10 protein-coding genes are annotated in these 19,383 nt (G+C 51.6%); all 10 read right to left on the bottom strand.

Translation table 11 applies throughout. The annotated features are described in order from the left end of the window. Positions 1-98: 98 nt before the first annotated feature. Entirely contained in the window at positions 99-2,498 is a 2,400-nt protein-coding gene (locus LJ739_RS04475; RefSeq protein WP_229157396.1) for a TIM-barrel domain-containing protein, read from the bottom strand. 80 nt (positions 2,499-2,578) lie between these two features. Beyond that, complete coding sequence (locus LJ739_RS04470) at positions 2,579-4,441, bottom strand: alpha-amylase family protein (RefSeq protein ID WP_229157394.1); 1,863 nt, start codon at positions 4,439-4,441, stop codon at positions 2,579-2,581. A gap of 64 nt (positions 4,442-4,505) precedes the next feature. After that, positions 4,506-5,999: a tryptophan halogenase family protein gene (locus tag LJ739_RS04465; RefSeq protein WP_229157392.1), complete on the bottom strand. Its 1,494-nt coding sequence runs from the start codon at positions 5,997-5,999 to the stop codon at positions 4,506-4,508. Positions 6,000-6,108: 109 nt separating this feature from the next. Next, entirely contained in the window at positions 6,109-8,895 is a 2,787-nt protein-coding gene (locus tag LJ739_RS04460; protein WP_229157391.1) for a TonB-dependent receptor, read from the bottom strand. Between the two features lie 388 nt (positions 8,896-9,283). Then, positions 9,284-10,687, bottom strand: coding sequence for an alpha-amylase family glycosyl hydrolase (locus LJ739_RS04455; protein WP_229157390.1), 1,404 nt, complete (start codon positions 10,685-10,687; stop codon positions 9,284-9,286). A gap of 291 nt (positions 10,688-10,978) precedes the next feature. Further along, on the bottom strand, positions 10,979-12,592 hold the full coding sequence (locus LJ739_RS04450) for a methyl-accepting chemotaxis protein (RefSeq protein WP_229157389.1): 1,614 nt from the start codon (positions 12,590-12,592) through the stop codon (positions 10,979-10,981). A gap of 267 nt (positions 12,593-12,859) precedes the next feature. Continuing rightward, entirely contained in the window at positions 12,860-13,732 is an 873-nt protein-coding gene (sucD, locus tag LJ739_RS04445; protein WP_229157388.1) for a succinate--CoA ligase subunit alpha, read from the bottom strand. Continuing rightward, on the bottom strand, positions 13,729-14,898 hold the full coding sequence (gene sucC / locus LJ739_RS04440) for an ADP-forming succinate--CoA ligase subunit beta (protein WP_229157387.1): 1,170 nt from the start codon (positions 14,896-14,898) through the stop codon (positions 13,729-13,731). The genes sucD and sucC overlap by 4 nt, the downstream gene beginning before the upstream one ends. 127 nt (positions 14,899-15,025) lie before the next feature. Further along, complete coding sequence (gene odhB, locus LJ739_RS04435; protein WP_229157386.1) at positions 15,026-16,543, bottom strand: 2-oxoglutarate dehydrogenase complex dihydrolipoyllysine-residue succinyltransferase; 1,518 nt, start codon at positions 16,541-16,543, stop codon at positions 15,026-15,028. 13 nt (positions 16,544-16,556) lie between these two features. Further along, positions 16,557-19,382, bottom strand: a complete 2,826-nt coding sequence (locus LJ739_RS04430; RefSeq protein ID WP_229157385.1) for a 2-oxoglutarate dehydrogenase E1 component — start codon at positions 19,380-19,382, stop codon at positions 16,557-16,559. Between the last annotated feature and the right edge of the window lies 1 nt (position 19,383).

The raw sequence follows: 19,383 nt of genomic DNA, 5'->3' as shown, positions 1-19,383 counted from the left end.
CCTAAAAGTGTTAATAGTACGTTAACGTTTTTTTATAGCCACGAGTCTACCGTTGCCAAGCCAACCTCAACAACGCACTGCATACGTATTCACCACGGTTAGTTGCTGATTGTCACCCGCAACGCCTTGTTCAGTACCGCATTAAAGGACAACTGTTGACGCTCTGCGTTCCACTGAAACGGCACAGCCTGATCCTGACCGTCATCATCGGACAGCGACACCTGCGCAGGTTTTTGTTTCACCTGATGCACAATCACTTCGACACTGCGCATCGCTGGCGCACTCGGATCATCTCCCTCGAGTTGTAATGTCAACGAAAGTTGCTCGCCGTTTACCGCCTGCGACGTCATTACAAGCTTCTGATAGTGGCCGTTACGTAACGTATCCGGACGATGTCCATCATCATCAAACAAGACCGATTGTGCGCTGGTGACAGTGTCATCGTGGTAATAATGTACCTGCCATTGATTGCGCTGATAATCCTGGGTGGTATTCATACGAGGGCCCATCACTACAAAGCTACCGGCCTTTACCAAAACCGGAATGGTTTCTAGGGAAACCGGCACAATGGCTTTATCTCCGCTGTGTCGGTTACCGGTCCAAAAGTCAAACCATACCCCTCCGGGTAACAGTACGGTGGCCGCCGTTTGTGCCGGGGCGGTTATAGGCTTGACCAAAAATGCCTCGCCCCACAGGTATTGATCTTTAACGTCAAACCATTGTTCTCCCTGCGCAGCCATCACCATCGGACGCATCAGGGGTAACCCGGTCAGCGAGTGTTCAATTGCCAGGCTGTAATTGTAGGGAAGTAATTGATAACGCAGCTGAACAAAACGACGGGCCAGTGACAACGTGGTGTCATCATGAAACACCGGTTCTGGCGCAATATGCTCTTGGGCATGTGGCCGATAAACCGGCTGAAACACACCGTATAACAGCCAACGCAGGTATAAATCCTGGTCAAACCGCTCACCACCGGCAAAGCCGCCCAGATCAGAGTGTGTGTAGGCGAGTCCGAACAAGCCCATTTGCAAGCTCTGTTCTACTTGTGATGCCAGACCTTGCCAACTGCGGCTGACATCTCCGGTCCAGGGGATCATGCCATAGCGCTGTGACCCCAGGAACCCTGCTCGCATCAGAATAAACGGTCGTTGCCCAGGACGCAGGTGTTGCTCCTGTTCGTACACCATGCACGCCCACTCGTGACCGTAGACGTTGTGTACCGCATCCGCAGGCACAGCTTTACCGTTTACCCGGTGTAGCGTATCTGCTGGATGCACTTCAGGCTCGCCCAGATCCCCCCACCATCCGGCAACGCCTTGATCTGACAATCGAGTGTACACCTCAGAGAACCATGCCTTTGCTTGCGGGTTGAAGATATCGATCAATGCCGTGTTGCCGAAGTAAAAATCGAACCGTCGGGTATTGCCCGCCAGATCGGTGGCCAGCGCATTGGCAGCACGGGCGGCCTTAAATTTGCTGGAAGTGGTCAACACAAATGGCTCGGTGATGACGACCGTTTTGATCCCCTGTTGCTGAAAATCAGCCATCATGCCTTCTGGATCAGGAAAGGCATTGCGATCCCAGGCAAGGTTTCCCATGTGCCCCTGAATATCCGGCCCGAACCAGAACAAATCGAGCACAACCGCATCCAAAGGCACGCCGTGCTGCTTGAACAGCGCAACCGTTTCGCGGGTCTGTTGCTCGCTGCGATAGCCAAAACGGGACGCGAAATTGCCCATCATCCAACGGGGTGGCAAGGGCTGAAAACCGGTGACAGCCCCGATATTCTGGGTTAACTGACGGTACCCATCACCGCCGATCACGATGTACGCGGTACGCCCTGCCACTGCCTCAAATTGCAAAATGTCGGGGTTGTTATGGCCGATATCCAGCACCCCCCGTGCACTGTTATCAAACAGTAACGCATACCCACGGTCCGACATTACCGCGGGCAAACTGTAATTCATCTGCGCTGACTGATCGCCATACCCATAGTGGGCCTGGTTATACAACGGTAAGCGATGCCCTCGCCGATCCATTCCCAGCACCCGCTGCCCGCCGCCAAATAGCTTTTCTGCAGGAGTCAGAAAAAAACGAAAGCCCCGTTGTGTGGTGTTGACAAACAAGCCGATTTCTTCACCTAACAAAGGTTTTTCATCACGCAGGTAGCGTATTCTCAGCGGCGACTTCTGCATCACGGCGGTCAAACCTGGCAACGTCAGGATCAGTGATTGCCCGGTATGGTTAAGCTCAATATCCGGCGCATTCGCCACCTGCTGCTCAGCGATGGCAAATGCCGGTAATTGTTCAACCCCATCGGGTTGATACCAGACCTCCAATGCATCGTCGGTGAGCGCCCGCAGGCGAACCAGCCCCTCATCGGTGCGTACGGTTACGACATTGCCGGTAACAACGTGGGAAACATATTCCGCCGCCTGCAGCGGAGCAGTTGCAAAGATTGCCCATAATCCAAGGGCGATGAAAAAACGGCTCATTTTGCTTCCTGGCTCAATAGACAATGATAGTGGTAACCCGATCCTGAGTTTTTTTCGCAAACCGAATGGTACGGCCCCCTTCACAGACTGAATACCCGCACATCATTGGCGTCAACCATCACCGGCAAGACGCCCATGTCACCCTCAGGTTGTAGCACTGCATCCTGTCCTTTCAACTGTCCTTGCACTGTCAGTGCGCTCTGTGGGTTACCGATTACGTCCAGTGGCACACTGACCTTTCCGGTAAACGGCGTGGCAGCAAAATTTGCAATCACCCACAACGCCCGTCCCTGGTGGTAGCGAACAAAACCCAATACGGCCGAGGCATCGCCCTCGGTTGGCGCTACTTGTAAGGGAACATAACGTCCCTGCATAGAAGGATGAAATGCACTCAGACGCAAAATACGTCGATAGTCTGCGCGCAATTGTTTTTCAGCCTCAGATAACTGGCCGCCGTCGAACGCACCGTTGTTCATCCAACGTTGGTGAGCGGGAACACCAACATAATCAAAAATAGACGTACGGGTTGGCTGGCCAAACCCTGCATCTTCGCTGCCGTCTTCTCCCACTTCCTGGCCAAAGTACCACAACGTGGGTGCGCGACTGATCAATGCAGAAACCGCCATGGCGGGGATCCCCTGCTGAGCGTTGCCGGCGAAATCGTCACTGGCAATGCGTTGTTCGTCGTGGTTTTCCAGAAAATGCAGCATGTGTTGCTCGATATCGGCAACCGCACGATGTTCCCGGTGAAGTGCCATAGCATCCTGCTTACCCTGCATGATCCCTTTCAAGGTGTCGTAAAAACCGACTTTGTCATAAAGGTAGTCCATCCTGCCAAACTTAATGTAATCCCGGTACAAACTAGGGTTGTACACTTCAGCCAACAGTAGTGCGTCAGGGTTGTGGTGTTTGATGGTTGAATTGAGGTAGCTCCAGAAGGCCACCGGCACCATTTCAGCCATGTCATAGCGAAATCCGTCAACACCCTTTTCAAGCCAGTACAGCACAATATCCCTGAACTTTAGCCACGAATCCGGTACATCTTTATCCTGCCAGAAAACATAGTGGGATGCTGTATCTGCTTCCTCCAAATGGGCCGGTAACGCGGGAAAGTCATGGCTGCCGTCCGGTCTGACGCCGTAATTCACTTTGATGGTTTCATACCAGTCATTGGCATCAGGTTGAGCTTTGCGGGCGCCATTACCGGTCCAGCGGGCCGGATTTTCCGGGTATTGACCATCAGCCAACGGGTGAGATTCCCCGCCTAAAGGTAAAGGGCCATCCTTGAAATCAGGCACCTGAAACGCTTCCCCTACCACGTAGTAAAAGTTGTTGTGCCGGGCATAAGTGACCGACGTGTCGTCATTGGCGCCAAAATCTTCAACCCCTGCTGGCGCACTGACCGACTGGTAATTGCGCGCCACATGGTTGGGCACGATGTCGATAATGACTTTCATGCCGTGTTTGTGGGTGCGCTCTATCAACGCTTCAAACTCTTCAAGTCGTCGGCTCGGATCCTCGGCCAAATCAGGGTTCACGTTGTAATAATCCTTGACCGCATAGGGTGACCCAGCGCGGCCTTTTACCACATCAGGATCATCCAGACTGATCCCCAACGCGCGATAATCATTGATCACGGCATGGTGAGGAACGCCGGTGTACCAAATGTGACTCGTGCCCATGTCACGAATTTCAGCCAGCGCGGTGTCAGTGAAATCATTAAATTTCCCAACCCCGTTTTCACTGATCGTGCCCCACGGCTTGTTGGTGCTATTTTTGTTGCCAAAAAGCCGGGTAAACACCTGATAGATCACAGGTTTATGTTGTTCCTGAGCCGCCACCGCAGGCGCTTGTGAGGCTGAGGGTTGTTGTGGTGTCACGGTATCACAACCCGCTATAACAATTGCACCTGCCAACAACGTGCAGGTCAGACGGTTTTTCATCTTGGATTCTCACTTGAGTAAACACTGCTTCGCGGGCCATTGTTTCATAATAGCCCGCTCGTGGTTAACGATGACAATGCTGCTGCAAATAACTGTCGTGGGTCTGCAGGCCTTCCACGGTCCCATTGATCAGGGTTTGCAAGTTATTCAGCAATTCATTGACCTGCGTGTCAGACAAAGAATCTGCCAGCGGGTGGTAGTGTTCCGGGATATTGCCTTGCCCTAACATCACCTGCTGCCAGGCAACTTCGGTAAACAATTCATCTTGCTCCCGGAATACGCTACCCGATTGTCTGAACAACGCTATTCGTCGTTCCAATTCGGGCGGAATTGGCATATTCCGGCAACGTTGCCAGAACGGCTCGGAACGGGCGTTGAGATGATAATGCAGAATAATGAAGTCGCGAATACGCTCAAACTCCACCTTCGACTGCCGGTTATACTCATCCACGGTCTCTGGGTTGATGCCGTGTTTGGGGAACAACTTGATGAAACGCACCAGACCGGATTGCACCATGTGCAAACTGGTGGACTCCAACGGCTCAAGGAATCCACTGGATAACCCCAATGCAAGGCAGTTCTTGTACCACTGCTTCTGACGACGCCCCGTTGTAAAACGAATCGTGCGCGGTTCACCCAATGCCTTACCGTCGAGGTTTGCCAGTAACGTTGCCGCCGCGTCGTCTTCGCTGCAATGTTCACTGCTGTAGACCAGACCGTTACCGGTGCGGTGTTGCAGCGGAATGCGCCATTGCCAACCAAATTCATGGGCAATAGAACGGGTATAGGGAAGCCGAGGTTCGGTCGCTTCACAGCCGACGGCGACCGCTCTGTCACAGGGCAACCAATGGCGCCAGTCTTCGTAGCCGGTTTTCAGTGCCTCTGAGATCAACAGCGCCCTGAAGCCGGAACAATCGATAAAAAAGTCTCCTTGGATACGCTGGCCATCTGCCAGGTCAACCGATTCAATAAAACCACTTTGCGGTGCCAGCGACACATGTTCAATGCGACCTTCAACACGCTTTACACCCCACTGTTCACACAGGGAACGTAAATATTTTGCGTACAGGCCTGCATCAAAATGATAGGCATGGACCAACCCGGGGAGATTGGTATTCGGCAGCATGCTGAGCGGTTGGTAACGCGCTTGTTTGGCGGCCTGGTAGTTGACCGAAAAATCCCAGAAACTACGCGCATCACCGTTTGCTCTGGCTTTCAGCCAGGTATGATGAAACCCCGCCAACCCCATGTCTTTACCCAGGCGTCCAAAGGCATGCATATAGGCTTGCTGCGGTTCAAACCAGCCATCAAACTCGATACCCAATTTAAATGTGCCACCGGTAGCCTTTAAAAACGCGTTTTCATCAATGCCCAACGCTCGGTTGAAAAACAGGATCGGCGGAATGGTGGCTTCTCCGACACCAACGGTAGCGATGTCGTCAGACTCGACCAGCGTAACGTCCAGTTGTTGACCAAACAGCCGTTTCAGCAGACTGGCTGCCATCCAGCCCGAGGACCCGCCGCCAACGACGACTAAACGTTGAACTTGTTGATTCATGTTGCAGTGCTCTGTGATTGTGCGCGAATATCTGTATGCTCATTCTAGGCATTCGTTGCATAAAAAAGCCACCTCCAAAGAGGTGGCTTTTTTGTCGTATCAGAACGGATTAGAACTGATAGCTTGCACCGAACAGGTAGTTACGACCGAAGCGTTGCACGTCACGAACGTTTAACGGACTGTCCGTAGAATGTCCTGTTACAAACGGCTCGTCAGTCAGGTTCTGTGCTTGCAAGGTCAGGGTCAGACCATGCAGTGCTTCAATATCAGATTCGCTGAAATCGTAGCTGATCTGGGCATCCACCAGGTCGGAACCGAAAACATCCACTGGCTGACGTACCAGACTCAGACCCGATACTTCGCCGTAGAAATTGGAACGGCTACGGTAGCTGACACGGGCTTCGAAACCATCACGCTCGTAATATACAGTCGCGTTATACACTTCATCTGACAATCCAGGTACAGTGATTTCATACGACTGGGTTGAAACACCACCTGACGTGTCTGTGGGTACTTCCAGATCAAACTCAATGGAACTGTCCAGGAAGGTTGCAGAGAAAATACCACCAAAGCCTTCCAGCGCTTCGGAGAACATGCCACCGGTCAAAGACAAGCTGAATTCGAAGCCACTGACTTTACCATCACCGACGTTTTCCCAAGAGCTCAGCACACCGATAGGCGCAGGATCAAAACCATCTGGCGGGGTCAGATCAGAAGTATCAACCAATGTAGGAACATTCAATTGCCAGTCGCTGAGCGACTTGTAGAAATACGCCAGGGCAACATAACCTTCCTCGTGGAAATAGTTTTCATAGGTCAGGTCGAACTGATCGGACATGATAGGACGTAGCTCAGGGTTAGCAATGCCACCTGACCAAATACCCACTTGTTCGTTAAAGCCCAGCTCACCGGAGCTGGCATTCATGCGGTCCATACGTGAACGGGACATCGTACGGGCAACACCCATACGCACCAGTTGGTCTTCTGCCACATCAAAAATCAGGTTAACGCTGGGCAGGATTTCGGTGAACTTGTCGCCACCACTGACCGGGTTAATGTCCAGAGTACGGTCTGCCAGACGACGAGAGGTAAAGCCATCAGAGCTTTGATCAATCTGAACCACTTGTACACCGGCATTACCGCGAACAGGGATATCGCCCAACTCACCTTCAATGTTGGCTTTCACATAGGCGGTAAGAACGGTTTCATCCACCGTCCAGGTGTTTTGACTGCGGCCAGGATCGGTAATTGCGGAATCGTACTCACGGTAATTCCCGTCCTGCCAGAAACGGAAGGAATCAAACGCAACCATTTCACCAAAGCCAATGAAATCCAATGATACGTTCGGCACACGGTACTCATCAGGAATCGCCAGTTGATAACCATCCACATTACCGTTTTCATCCAGGCTGCCCGGCAGGGTCAGGTAATAACCACTGTCCTTTTTCTCTTTGGTACGATCACTGTAGTAAGCGCCAAATTCAACGCTGGAAATGATACCCGACTCCATCACTTTGGTCGCCGCCACTTTCAGTGTCGTCAGCTCGTCATCAACAGTTGGGGTGTTGATAAAGCCATCCTGATCCAGGTCACTGTTGGGATCCAACAGGTTACCCCAGCCCCAGGCTTGTGGGTTACCCAACTGAATCACGTTCGGATCACCGTAGTTCAGGTCTGGATCAAGGTCGACGCTCTGGTTGTCATCAGCAAAGGTAAAGTCGATCGATTCGGGCAGACGGTTAGCCGGGCCGCGACCGGAACCGGCGTAGGCTTCCAACGACCAGGTCTGACGCTCAACTTTGGAGTATGCAGCATCAAATTCCATCGACCAGGAATCATTGATGTCGTACTGAAGGTTGAAACCCAGCGCAGTCAAATCCGCTTCTCGGTTGGTCACATCATTACGAATCACCACACCTACCGGCGAACCGTCGCTACCGATGGTACCGGTCTGGCTGAAGCCTTGATTGGTTGAATCGACAGTGATGCCCGCATCACCCCATGCAGCAGGGATTTCCGGACCACGCAGCAATTGTTCGTCTTTAAAGTCGATATACAATGCATCGATGTTGATTTGCAGGTTATCGGAAGGAATAAATTCCAAGACACCCATGAAGGTATCACGGGTTAATTCGGCAGAACGCACGAAAGGCTTCATGCCACCGATGGTGCCATCAGGCCAGCCCCAGGTATTGAAACGCTCTTCGTTGTTAGGCGATTGCATGTGTGCATAGGCAAATGCGACGCCGACAGTGTCATCTTTAAACTGGTCAATATAGGCAAAGCTACCACGCCAGCCGGTATCTTCACCGTCCGGGTTCAGTTTGCCGATATCATTGTTTTCGCCACGCAAAGTGACAGACATTGTTTGCTCACCATGACGCAGCGGCTTTACGGTACGCATATCGATGGTACCGCCAATACCCTGCGTCATCAGCGACGCTTCAGGGGTTTTGTAGACCACCACTTCATTCATGATTTCTGAAGGGTACACATCAAATTCAACACCACGGTTGTCACCCAATGAAACCTGCTCACGGCCATTGAAGGTTGCGGCGCTGAAGTTCTCACCCAAACCACGGATAGAAATAGAGCTAGCTCGACCATCCAAACGCTGAGCCGCCAAACCGGGCAAGCGGGCGATGGATTCTGCGATACTGGAATCAGGAAGCTTACCGATGTCTTCCGCAGTGACCACTTCCACAATAGAAGTCTCACTCATTTTGATCGCTTGAGATTTTTGCAGACTGGCGCGGATACCCGATACCTGGATAACCTCGACATCGCTTGCAGCTTGATCCGTGGCAGCTTCCTGCGCTAACGCAGGGCTAGCGCCAAACGCAAAACCACTGGTCATCAAAGCGGCTCTGATTAAGCTGGGTTTGAAGTTTTTCATGTGTGTGTGTCCCGTTGTTATGAGAGTTCAATAAGCAAAATTGTTAATTTGTTACTAATTTTTTACACTTTTGCTTATGTGCAGGGATAGTACCGCCATCCTTCTTGAGCACTCAATATTATGCATACGTATTCAACGGGTTTTTTATACAGATTGTTTACAAATACCCTCGACGCCATTAACAAATAAACCACATCAAAATCGTCGAAAGCCTTAAATTACAAGGCCTGGCGGATATTCATAGTGCATTCTCAGAAACCACACTAAGGTTTAGTATTTACACCCTGTTTACCTATGCAACAATGCATATTCAGTGTAGTTCAACATTTTGAGAGGTAAAAATATTGCCAAAATCAGACACAAAAAAGGCAGCTTACGCTGCCCTTTTTCACGGTTTAATGTAAATCCTGTATTCCCATGGCCCCAGGGTCAACTGACTGGATTCGGTCAACGTAACCATGTCAGGACTGTTGAATTCCCGGTAGGTTCCGTGCAGCAAACTGCTGTCAAACGACACGGCGTGTTGATGGTCGGAGAAATTGATCATCACCACCACTTTGTCGTTGTCATTCTGGCGCACGAAAGAAAACACGCTATTGGGTTTGTCATTCACAACCCGTTGCATGGTTGCCCCGTGTTTACCGTGCCACAGTGCCGTGTTTTGCTTCATTAAAGCAAACAGGCGCTTGTACAAATCGCCAAATGGATGGGGTTTCCACGCGATCGGGTCCCGTTCAAAAAACGCCAGTCGCCGATCGTTGCCCGCTTCAAGACCGTTATAAATAAGTGGCATTCCCTCTCCTACGACCGACAATACGATGGCGGTTTCCACCTTCTCACGGCTGCCATAGCGTTCAAACACCGTTCCTTCCCAGGCATTCATGTCGTGATTGGTGACAAAGGTCATCCGATAGGCATCTTTCGGGTAGGCACTTTCATTCCAGGAGTAATAAACGTACAGCGGATTCAGGCCACCATGTCCGGACAGCACATCGTGAACAGCCTCCTGCCAGGACCAGCCATAGGTCATATCAAAGGCCTTGGCATGAAGATCACGAGACTCCCATTCTGCCAGCATAAACACCGGCTTTACACTGTCCAGTTCAGCCCGTACCTCATTCCAGAAGGCAACAGGAACAAAACCGGCAACATCACATCGATACCCATCTACGCCAACCTCTTCGACCCAATAACGCATGGCCTTTTTCATGTAGTCGCGCATGTCGGCATTGCTGTAATCCAGGTCGATAATGTCACTCCAATCCCACCAGGGTGTGGGCCTGAAGTTACCCTCATGATCCCGCTCATACCATTCGGGATGCTCAAAACGCATCACGTTATCCCACGCCGTGTGGTTTGCCACCCAATCCAGGATCACATACATGCCTAGCTGATGCGCTGCATCAACAAAGGCTTTCAAGTCCGCTAACGTGCCAAATTCAGGATTGACACCAAAATAGTCTTTTACTGCGTAGGGACTACCCAATGTGCCCTTGCGGTTTTCTTCACCAATGGGATGGACAGGCATCAACCACAGGATGTCCACGCCCAACGCTTTCAGGCGTGGTAATTGTTGCTGCGCCGCAGCAAAGGTACCCTCGGCAGTAAATTGTCGGGTATTGATTTGATAAATTGTGGCGTTTTTGGCCCATTCCGGGTGGGCCAGTTCAACATAGTCATAGGATGTTGCTGCGTGGGCGGGCTTGTTTATATGATGGGTCTGACATCCGGTCAGTGTTGCAATCATCAAAACGACGGTTGCGACGCTGCATGCGCTACGTAAGCTTTTCATTCCGGCTCCTGCTCGTGTTGTGTCGCGTACAAGCAATTCAACCAGTGTAGTACACAATCACTGATGCACTGTTGTCGCGTCAGATGTGGAACGGGCAGGTTAACACCGGATTAACAACAAGAAAGACTTCATACGTATGCAAAGATACAAACTAGACTAAAGTCTACTTTTTGTACCACCGTTCGGTGGTCTTTTGCCGAACTCAAATCTGTACCAATACCCTGGCGCAGCATGGCAGTCTCTGTCGCCGGGGCAATCATCCCTATGATGACATGCTGGACTAAGTGCGGATTAAATCACAACGAACTTTTTCAGGTTATCCGTCACCTGTTGAACCGTGCTGCTCATTTGCTGCGCAGCCTGAACGTTGGCCATGGAGCGTAACGTTCCGTCTTTCGCCAGTTCAGACAGATCATCAATGGTCAATTCCATGTTGTCGACGGTGCGGGTTTGACTGTCCGCCGCGTCACGAATTTGCTGACTGCGTTCAACGATACGTTCAAATTGTTGTTTCAGTTCGGTCAGTTGTGCCCCTGAAGACTGTGCCAGTGAAACCGCTTGTTGGGTGGCTTTTTCACCATGTTGCATCAGTGACCAGGACGCTTCGGTACTGCTTTGGATCTTTTGAATAATGCCCTGTATTTCTGCGGTCGATTCTGCCGTTCGACTGGCCAATTCACGCACTTCTCCGGCAACAACCGCAAACCCCCTGCCTTGCTCCCCTGCTCTGGCCGCTTCAATGGCTGCATTCAACGCCAGTAAATTGGTCTGTTCGGCAATGGTATTGATCACTGTAATAACACTACCGATTTGCTCGCTGTGGTCACGCAGTTGCGACATACTGTCTGAGGTCTTATTGACCAAACCGGCCACGTCGCTGATGGATTGCACCGTTTGCTGCACAGCCGCCTCACCGTCGTCGGTAATTCGCTGCACATTTTCTGTCAATGCGTTGGTGGTTTGGACGTTTTCCAGCACTACCTGGGCACTGTTTTTCAATGCTGCCATGGTATCCCGGGTGGTCGTGAGCGCTTGTTGTTGGCGTTCGCTCTGCTGTTTGTTGTCACAGGCAGAGTTGTACAACGTCTCGCTGTGCGTGTGCAATGTCATGCCCGATTGCTGCGTGTCGGTCAGCAACGCTGCAAACACTTCAATCATGCGATCAAACCGTCGACTCATATCACCGAATTCATTCTGGCTGCGAATGCTGCTGCGCAAGGTCAGGTCACGATTTTTCTCAATTTGCGTAATGGTGGTCAGCAGTTGATCCAGATCCTTTTGTAACCCCAGCATGATCCACAGGCCAAAGCCGGTACTTAACAGAACCAGTGCTGTTCCAAGGACATACAAGAAGACTTGCCGCTCGCTGCGCAATTCAGCAGCCTGCGTCGCCGTTTGCCCGGCCATAGACTCCTGTATTTCGGTTAACGTGGCGATCACCTGAATGATCGGCTCAATGCCCTGATACAGGTTTAAGTCGATGAAGTTGCCCATGGAATAGCTGGACTTTTCGGCGATGAACCCCTCAATGCTCGCAATGGTTTTTTCCGCTTGTTCAAACGCTTCCTGTGACGCATCAAGAACCGTCTGCTCCTGCGCAGATAAACGTCCACTGCGATATTGTTGCCACAACACATCGAGCTCGGCCCTTGCTTCAGCCAGCGCTTGTTCACTTTCGTTCCAGAACAACATTTGCGCACGGGTTTTGTGCGCCAAATCAATGATTGAGCGGGAGTACACACTGTTCAACTGGTTTAAGATCAGCATCGGCGCCAACCGTTCATCAATCACGGCTTGTGCCGTTTGTGACAATTGATTCATTGACTGATGAATACCGAGGATTAGAGACAAGGCCAAAATGGCAGGAAATGTTACCAGGACGACGAGCTTGTGTTTCACTTTCATTGACATTGGCCCCTTGGAAAGCACAGAGAACAGGCGCAGCAAGGATGCAATTTAATCGTGACACTTTTATGACAAAAGAACGTTTTTGTCATAATTATTGATAAATTTTTTCACCGTCCAATATAAAAAGAATTTAAATAACAGCGGGTTAAAAATAGGTAAGGTCGCCTAGGATCGCCCCCTGTCTTCCAATGGGTAAAAAAGCAAACCGCAAAATATAAAAAACCCGCCGAATGGCGGGTTTTGAAACATGACAGGAAAAGCAGGTTACCAGCCAGTGGCTTCGCGCAACGCTTTACCGATATCAGCCAGAGAGCGCACGGTTTTAACACCGGCCGCTTCCAGGGCTTTGAATTTATCGTCAGCAGTACCTTTACCACCGGCAATGATTGCACCGGCGTGACCCATACGCTTACCTGCAGGTGCAGTAACACCGGCGATGTAAGAGACAACAGGCTTGGTGACATGATCTTTGATGTAGGCCGCAGCTTCTTCTTCTGCAGTACCACCAATCTCACCAATCATCACGATGGCTTCAGTCGCTGGATCTTCCTGGAACAACTTCAGGATATCGATGAAGTTAGAGCCAGGGATAGGATCACCACCGATGCCCACACAGGTAGACTGACCAAAACCTTCGTCAGTGGTCTGTTTAACCGCTTCATAGGTCAGTGTACCTGAACGTGAAACGATGCCGACCTTACCTGCTTTGTGAATGTGACCAGGCATGATACCGATCTTACACTCATCAGGGGTAATAACACCCGGGCAGTTAGGACCGATCATACGCACACCCTTCTGGGTGATGTACTCTTTCACGTACAGCATGTCGATGGTAGGAATACCTTCGGTGATACAAACGATCAATTCGATACCGGCATCAGCCGCTTCGATGATGGAGTCTTTACAGAATGGCGCTGGAACGTAGATCACTGACGCTGTTGCGCCGGTAGCCTCTACCGCTTCACGCACGGTATTGAACACGGGCAGACCCAGGTGCTCGGTACCGCCTTTGCCTGGCGTTACACCGCCAACCATTTGGGTGCCGTAAGCCAATGCCTGTTCTGAGTGGAACGTACCTTGACCACCGGTGAAACCTTGGCAGATTACCTTGGTGTTTTTGTCGATTAGTACACTCATGCTGCACCTCCGGCTGCTTTAACCACTTGCTGCGCAGCGTCCGTCAGACTGGTTGCCGCGATGATGTTCAATTCACATTCTTCCAGTTTCTTGGCACCCAGTTCGGCATTGTTACCTTCCAGACGCACAACAACGGGAACATTTACGCCCACTTCTTCAACGGCACCGATGATACCTTCGGCAATCATGTCACAACGAACGATACCGCCGAAAATGTTGACCAGAACGGCTTGTACATTGCTGTCAGACAGAATGATTTTGAACGCTTCGGTAACACGCTCTTTGGTCGCGCCGCCACCAACGTCAAGGAAGTTAGCCGGTGCACCACCGTGCAGCTTAACGATGTCCATGGTGCCCATTGCCAGGCCCGCACCGTTAACCATACAACCGATGTTACCTTCCAGTGCTACGTAGTTCAGTTCCCACTTAGCAGCCTGAGCTTCACGGGCATCTTCCTGTGATGGATCGTGCATGTCCTGCAGCTTAGGCTGGCGGTACATTGCGTTGCTGTCGATCGCGACTTTGGCATCCAGACAGTGCAGGTTACCGTCAGTTTTAATCACCAGCGGGTTAACTTCGATCAGGGCAACGTCCAGGTCTTCGAACATTTTTGCCAGACCCATGAAGATCTGGGTAAATTGACGAATTTGAACACCTTCCAGACCCAGTTTGAAAGCAATCTCACGGGCCTGGTATGGTTGTGCACCTACCAGTGGATCGATTTCAGCCTTAAGGATTTTTTCTGGGGTTTCTTCAGCCACTTTTTCAATTTCAACGCCGCCCTCGGTGGACGCCATGAAAACAATGCGGCGAGAACCACGGTCAACAACCGCGCCCAGGTACAGTTCTTTGTCGATATCGGTGCACGATTCAACCAGAATACGGCTTACCGGCTGACCATTTTCGTCAGTTTGATAGGTCACCAGGTTTTTGCCTAACCAATGTTGAGCAAACTGCTTGATGTCATCTTTGGTTTTAACCAGCTTTACGCCACCGGCTTTACCGCGGCCACCCGCGTGTACCTGACATTTAACAACCCACTCGTTGCCACCGATGCGATCGGCAGCTTCTACCGCGCCATGAGGCGTGTCAGCGGCATACCCTTCAGAAACAGGCAAACCATATTCTTTGAATAGCTGCTTGCCTTGATATTCATGCAAATTCATGGTGTTTCTATCCGTTTTATTTAAGACAAAAGCCGCGAGAACGCAGCTTGATTTCAGGTGCCAGCATTATAGGCTAATCGCCGGCAAGACGGTAGGTGAATGTCACCATTCACCTACCTCGGAGCTGTTATACATCCAACAACAAACGGGTTGGATCTTCGAGCATCTCTTTCACGGTTACAAGGAACCCTACTGACTCCTTGCCGTCAATGATACGATGGTCGTATGACAGCGCCAGATACATCATAGGCAGGATTTCCACCTTACCGTTTACCGCCATCGGACGATCTTGGATTTTATGCATCCCCAGGATAGCGCTTTGAGGTGGGTTGATGATTGGCGTGGACATCAGCGAGCCGAACACACCACCGTTGGTGATGGTGAAGTTACCGCCCTGCAGTTCATCCATGGACAGCTTGCCATCGCGACCTTTGATCGCCAAAGCCTTGATGCCGTTTTCAATGCCGGCCATTCCCAGGGCATCGCAATCACGCAATACCGGGGTTACCAGACCACGTGGCGTCGATACGGCGATCGAGATGTCAAAATAGTTGTGATAAACAATGTCGTCACCGTCGATAGACGCATTCACTTCAGGGAAGCGTTTCAGCGCTTCGGTCACCGCTTTCACGTAGAACGACATGAAGCCAAGGCGAATACCGTGACGCTTTTCGAAGCTTTCCTGGTATTGCTTACGCAAATCCATGATCGGCTTCATGTTGACTTCGTTAAACGTGGTCAACATCGCGGTTGAGTTTTTCGCTTCCAGTAGTCGATTGGCGATGGTCTTGCGCAAACGGGTCATCGGGACACGTTTCTCGGTACGATCGCCCATCACAGGGGCTGCGGACGCCGAGCTACCACTAGCAGCTGCCGCCGCTGGCGCCGGCGCACTGCCGTCTTTCAGATACTTCTCAACGTCTTCTTTGGTGATACGGCCGCTTTTCCCGGTGCCCTTCACCTTGCTGGCATCAACACCTTTCTCCGCCAACAGGCGACGAACAGAGGGGCTCAGCGCATCAGACTCTTCGCCACTGTCGGCACTGGTGTCGCTGGCAGCTGACGCACTGGCGGCAGCACCGCCGGCACCGGCAGTAAAGTTTGCGATCACCTGCTCAGCGGTAACCGTGTCACCTTCCTGAGCCAGAATTTCACTCAATGCACCGTCAGCGGGAGCAACCACTTCCAGAACCACTTTGTCAGTTTCAATGTCGACCAGGTTCTGATCGCGGGATACTGCTTCACCGGGCTGAGCATGCCAGGTCGCAATCGTTGCATCCGCCACAGACTCTGGCAGAACAGGGACTTTAATTTCCACAGATTCACCTTTACCGCTTGCTGCGCCTTTATCAGAAGAGTCCGCAGCAGGCTTATCACTGCTATCCGCTGCATTCGCGTTGCCGCCAGCACCTTCTTCCAACTTGGCAATAACCTGTTCACCCAATACCGTGTCGCCTTCCTGATCCAGGATTTCACCGACCACACCGTCAGCTGGCGATACCACTTCCAGTACCACTTTGTCGGTTTCGATGTCTACCAGGTTTTGATCACGGGACACTTTGTCGCCAGCCTTGACGTGCCAGGTTGCGATGGTTGCATCCGCCACAGACTCAGGTAAGACCGGTACTTTTATTTCTATTGTCATACAGGTTCCTTAATTACAGTGTGAGGGCATCGTCAACCAATGCCTTTTGTTGCTGGTTGTGTACAGAAATATAGCCTACTGCGGGTGAAGCAGCTGCAGCACGGCCGGCATAGGTCAACTTACCGCCTTCTGGTATAGACGCCCAGAAGTGGTGTTGACTACAATACCATGCGCCTTGGTTTTGCGGCTCTTCCTGACACCACACCCAGTCTTTAACATGTTTGTATTTACTTTGCACAATTGCGGCCATTTCATCATGGGGGAATGGGTACAATTGCTCGATACGAATGATTGCCACGTCGTCACGCTCATCTTTACGACGCTGATCCAGCAAATCGTAGTAGACTTTGCCGGAGCACATCACCACACGCTTAACCTTGGCCGCATCGATATCATCAATTTCATCGATAACGTTGTGGAATACGCCTTCGGACAGTTCTTCCAGCGTCGACGTTGCCAACGGATGGCGCAGTAATGACTTCGGTGACATCACGATCAATGGACGGCGCATCGGACGAATGGCTTGTCGACGCAGCATATGGAAAACTTGTGCCGGTGTGGAGGGTACGCACACCTGCCAGTTATGATCGGCACACAACTGCAGGAAACGCTCAAGGCGTGCCGAGCTGTGTTCCGGCCCCTGCCCTTCGTAACCGTGAGGCAGTAGCAAGGTTAATCCACACAAACGGCCCCATTTCGCTTCACCGGAGCTGAGGAACTGATCGATAACCACCTGTGCACCGTTGGCGAAATCACCAAACTGGGCTTCCCAGATAGTCAGAGTACGTGGTTCTGCCGTGGCGTAACCAAACTCAAACGCCATGACCGCTTCTTCGGACAGCACAGAATCATAAATTTCCATCTTGCCCTGATCGTCTTTGATGTGTTGCAGCGGCATGTAGGCTTCGCCGGTTTTCTGGTTGTGCAACACCGCATGACGGTGGAAGAAGGTACCACGGCCAGAGTCCTGACCGGTCATACGGATGTTCACACCGGTGTCGACCAACGAGGCATAAGCCAGGTTTTCTGCCATACCCCAGTCAAGGTTCTTGTCACCGGCGGCCATCACTTCACGGTCGGCATACAGCTTTTTAACCCGCGACTGCAAGGGGTAACCGTCCGGAACTCGGCACATGGCTCTGGCCAGCTCTTTGAGTTTATCCACGCTCAGTGCACCGTCGTAGGGAGCAGTCCAATCGTGACCCAGATAGGGGCTCCAATCGACCGAATGTTCGGTCATGGGGCGCCACTCATCAACCACACAGGCACCGTGATCCAAAGCGGCACGATAATCACTGATCAGTTTTTCCACTTCGTGATCGTCGATGCTGCCTTCAGCAGTCAACTGATCGGCATAAATCTGTCGAGGCACCGGATGCTTCTTGATCTTCTGATACATCAGCGGCTGCGTCGCATTCGGCTCATCCGCTTCGTTGTGTCCGTGACGGCGGTAGCAGACCAGATCAATCACCACATCGCGCTTGAACTTGTTACGGTAATCCATCGCCAGCTTGGTCACGAACAACACCGCTTCCGGATCGTCAGCATTGACGTGGAAAATCGGCGCCTGAACCATCTTGGCGATGTCAGTACAGTATTGGGTCGAGCGGGTGTCTTCAATTTTAGAGGTGGTGAAACCAACCTGATTGTTGATCACGATACGTACTGTACCGCCAACCTTAAAGCCCCGCGCCTGGGACATGTTAAAGGTTTCCTGTACCACGCCCTGTCCGGCAATGGCGGAATCACCGTGGATGGTGATCGGCAGTACCGTTGAGCCGTCTTCACAGCCCCGGCGGTCCAAACGGGCCCGCACAGACCCCATCACCACCGGGTTAACAATTTCCAGGTGTGACGGGTTGAAGGCCAATGCCAGGTGAACATTGCCACCCGGTGTTGCAAAATCGGATGAGTAACCCGCGTGGTACTTCACGTCACCAGCACCCAGGCTCTCATCATGCTTGCCAGAAAACTCGTCGAACAATACCGATGGGTTTTTACCCAACACGTTGACCAACACATTCAGACGGCCACGGTGTGCCATACCAATGACCACTTCTTTGGTGCCATGGGTACCGGCGTGTGTGATCAGCCCTTTCAACATTGGGATCAGTGAATCACCGCCTTCCAACGAGAAGCGTTTAGCGCCCGGGAACTTGGCACCGAGGTATTTTTCCATGCCATCCGCAGCAATCAGTCCCTTGAGGATACTGACCTTTTCATCACGGCTGATTTCAGGCTTGGCTTGAACCGACTCGATGCGCTGCTGTAACCAACGTTTTTGTTCAGTGTCGGTGATGTGCATGTATTCGGCACCAATGGAGCCGCAATAGGTACGATTGAGTGATTTATACAACTCACCCAGCGACATGCTGTCCTGGCCAATGGCATAGGAGCCAACATTGTATACGGTATCAAAGTCGCGCTCTGACAACGTATGATGCGACAGCTCCAGATCACGCACACGGGCCTGCTTCCAAAGCCCTAACGGATCAAGGTTGGCATGCTGATGACCGCGAAAGCGGTACGCATTGATCAGCTGCAATACCTTGACTTGCTTGTCGTCACTGACCGCACCGCTGCCACTTGCAGCCGCGGCAGGTACCCGTGCTGCTGGGCCAAGGGCCGCCATCTTTCGGAATTCGTCTCGGATCTGAGAGTGATTGGCCTCCAGGGCAACACCGTCCAGCTTGGGCAGCTTGTCAAAGATGTCGCGCCATGTGTCCTCTACACTGTTGGGATCGTCGAGGTATGCTTCGTAGAGTTCCTCTACGTAAGCCGCGTTACCGCCAGCCATGTGGGAAGAATCCCACCATGCTTTCATCACGCTTTGTTGCATT

It is taken from the genome of Fluctibacter halophilus, assembly GCF_020687825.1.
Lineage (GTDB): Bacteria > Pseudomonadota > Gammaproteobacteria > Enterobacterales > Alteromonadaceae > Fluctibacter > Fluctibacter halophilus.
This window is presented reverse-complemented; position numbering and strand designations above follow the sequence as displayed.